We start from the raw sequence: 3331 nt of genomic DNA on the forward strand, positions 1-3331 counted from the left end.
GCCGATGATAGTGCTGCAACCAGTGTGAAAGTAGGTTATCGTCAGGCTAGTTATATGAAAAAGCCCCGCCAGTGATCTGGTGGGGCTTTTTTGCGTTTATCTGAATCCGTTTTGCAGCTCCCCTCGTATATGTCTTGCGTGCTGGCATCCTGCCGCACTAACTGGGAGATTCCGATGAAACGTATTCTGTTCCTGCTGTCCGTTTTCGCAACCGTCGCCCAAGCATCCGAGGGCACGCCAATCGCCGTGCCGGCCGGCCACCAAGCTGTAATGACTGCGCTGGGCGCGGGCGACCTGACCTACGAGTGCCGCGCGAAAGCCGGCATGCCCGACGCCTATGAATGGGTGTTCGCTGGCCCGACGGCCATCCTTTACGACAAAAACAAGAGTGCGGTCGGCAAGTACTACGGTGGCCCAACCTGGGAAGCCAACGACGGCAGCAAGGTGACCGGCAAACAGCTGGCGGTGCATCCGTCGCCGACGCCGGCGTCGATTCCCCTCCAGCTCGTGCAGGCCAACCCTGCCACCGGCTCGGGCATGATGAGCGGCATAACCTATATCCAGCGCATCAACACCCAGGGCGGCGTCGCGCCTGCCGACAGCTGCAGCGCGGCAAATGCCGGTGCCAAGAAGATGGTGAAGTACCAGGCTGACTACGTGTTCTACAAAGCCTCATGAAGGCCGACATTTAGCGCCGCACTGATTGAGCTTGCGCAAACCGGAGTTGGGCTTAGGCAGCGATGATGTTTCGACCTACCGTCGAAAGGTCGCATATGAAACTGCTCAGCCCGCTCCTATCGTGCGCCGCCCTGCTTGCTGCTTGCGGCAACAAGCAGGCCCCCGTCACCGCTCCGCTGCCGCCGCAGGCGGCGCCGCGTTTCAGCGCCGACCTGGCGCGCACCAGCCACGGCGTGGCGCACGTCCGCGCCCAGAACTTCCTCGGCCTCGGCTATGGTTTGGCCTATGCGTATGCCGAGGACAATGTCTGCATGCTGGCCGACAGTATGTTGACGGTGCGCGGCGAGCGGTCGCGCTACTTCGGCCCCGCCGCCATGCCCACCAGGGGCGCCGACGGCGAATACAGCGTGGCGATCGACTACCTCGACGAACACGGATTCGACCTCAAAAACGAAGACAGTGACTTCTTCTTCAAGGGCTACCTGGACCTGGAGCAGCTGCGTGCGGGCTACGCCGCGGGGAGCCAGGAAATTCGCGACCTGCTGGAGGGCTATGCCGCCGGCTACAACCGCTACCTGCGGGACCATGGCGGCGCGCTGCCTGCAGCCTGCAACGGCAAGGAATGGGTGCGCCCCATTTCGGTGGACGACGTGTATCTGCTGGTGGCCGAAAAGGCACTGCACGCCTCCGGCCAGGTTTTCGCGAAAGAAGTGCTGGCCGCCGCGCGCGATCCCGGCGCCACCCTGGCACGCCGCCGGGGCGGCAAGGGCGCGCCCGATGCCGCCGTGTTGGCCAACCTGTTCAAGCCGCGCATGGCCAGCAACGGCCTGGCCGTCGGCAAGGACGCCAGCCAGAACGGGCGTGGCATGCTGCTGGCCAATCCCCACTATCCGTGGACCAGCACCGACCGCTTTTACCAGATCCACCTGACGGTGCCCGGTTTTTATGATGCAATGGGTGCAATGCTGGGCGGTTTGCCGATTGTCGTAATCGGCTTCAACAAAGATGTGGCCTGGACCCACACCGTGACCAAGGCCGCACACTTCACCACCTTCCGCCTGGCGCTCGATGCCAGCGATCCGTCCGGCACCACCTATTTGGTTGATGGCGCTCCCGTGAAAATGGCGGCAAAGACGGTGGCCGTGGATATGCTGCAGCCTGATGGCAGTATCGCGACCCAGCGCAAGGTGTTTTACTTCAGCAAGCAGGGCGCGGTCATGGTCAAACCGGAAGCCGGGGTGAACTGGACTGGAACGCACGCCTATGTGCTGGCAGACGCCAACCGCAACAACACGCGTCTGCTCGAACAGTGGCTGGCTATGGGGCGCGCGACCAGCGTCGCCAGTATGCAAAGTTCGCTCAACCGGATTGCCGGACTGCCCTGGGTGAACACCGTGGCGGCTGACCGCGACGGCAACACCTTGTATGCGGATGCCAGCGTGGTGCCGGCGGTGCGTACTGAGCGTTTCATGTCGGACTGCCTGGTGTTTCCGCCGCTGTTGACTTTCGACGGCGCACGCAGCAACTGCGGCTGGGAACGGGAGGAGGGGGCACCGGAGGGCATATTCAACCCGGCCAGTGCACCGTCGCTGCTGCGCAGCGATTATGTCGCCAATTCCAACGATGGTTACTGGCTGACAAACTCGAAAGCCCTGCTGCAGGGGCCGCCGCCGTTCGGCTATTCACCGATGTACGGCGCGGTGGGCATTGCCCAAGGCCTGCGCACCCGCATCGGCTTCAGCCAGGTGGACGCTGCATTGGCGGCCAAGCCTAAATTGTCCCCTGACGACTTGCACGGGCTGCTCTTCGACAACCGCATCTATGCGGCGGAGCTGGTGCTGCCGGACCTGCTGGCTGCCTGCACCGGCGCCGATACGCCACTGGCAAGCGCTTGCAAGGTGCTTGCCGCCTGGGATAGGCGGGCGAATCTGGACAGCCGGGGCGCGGTCCTGTTCCGCGAATTCTGGAACACGGCAGCACACATACCGAACCGGTGGCGGGTGGCGCTGAACCCGGCGGACCCGGTCAATACGCCGGGCGGGGTGGCCACTTCCGCCATGCCGGCCATGTTGAATGCCTTGAAGGCGGCGGCGCTCAAATTGCAGGCGGCCGGTGTTCCGCTGGATGGCAAGCTGGGGGATTACCAGGCTGATGTACGCAATGGCAGCCGGATACCGGTACACGGCGGGATAGGCGATATCGACGGCTCTTATAACTCCGTCCATATGGAAACGGCATTGGGGGCGGACGGCTATCGCAATATCGTGTGGGGTACCAGCTACATCCAACTGGTGAGTTTCGATGCGGCGGGGCCGATAGCCCAAGGGCTGCTGGTATATGGGCAATCGACAGATCCCAAGTCGCCGCACTATGGTGACCAGGTGCCGCTGTACTCCGCCAAGCAGCTGGTACCGCTGCCCTTCCGTCACGATCAGATGCGTGCCGACAGCAATTATCGGGATAGGGGGTTGACGGAATGACGCACAAGCCCCATACTCTCATTTCTCTGCTGCTGACAAACAAAACGATTTGTCGATAACAGCAGGTTCTTTAAAAATTAACAGTCGATAAGTGTGGGCGTTTGATGATGATGCCGGAGGCGCAAGCCTCTTAGCTCAAATTATTAAACGCTCAACAAAAGAAATAAACGTGA

Annotated in this window: 2 protein-coding genes; both read left to right on the forward strand. The window is 61.8% G+C overall.

Going from position 1 to position 3331, the window contains the following annotated elements:
- The first annotated feature begins 174 nt into the window (after nucleotides 1-174).
- Nucleotides 175-678 (forward strand): DUF3455 domain-containing protein, encoded by a 504-nt coding sequence (locus tag ASD15_RS19940; RefSeq protein WP_057156802.1) that lies wholly within the window; start codon nucleotides 175-177, stop codon nucleotides 676-678.
- 95 nt (nucleotides 679-773) lie between these two features.
- A complete protein-coding gene (locus ASD15_RS19945) occupies nucleotides 774-3158 on the forward strand; it encodes a penicillin acylase family protein (protein ID WP_082551993.1) in 2385 nt (794 codons plus the stop codon).
- Nucleotides 3159-3331: the final 173 nt, after the last annotated feature.

Origin of the sequence: Massilia sp. Root351 (assembly GCF_001425045.1) — a bacterium.
In the GTDB taxonomy this organism is placed as follows: domain Bacteria; phylum Pseudomonadota; class Gammaproteobacteria; order Burkholderiales; family Burkholderiaceae_D; genus Rugamonas.

Excerpts from the sequence above, each read along its gene's own strand:
- ASD15_RS19945 (WP_082551993.1), top strand. The coding sequence starts at position 774 with ATGAAACTGCTCAGCCCGCTCCTATCGTGCGCCGCCCTGCTTGCTGCT.
- ASD15_RS19940 (WP_057156802.1), top strand. The coding sequence starts at position 175 with ATGAAACGTATTCTGTTCCTGCTGTCCGTTTTCGCAACCGTCGCCCAA.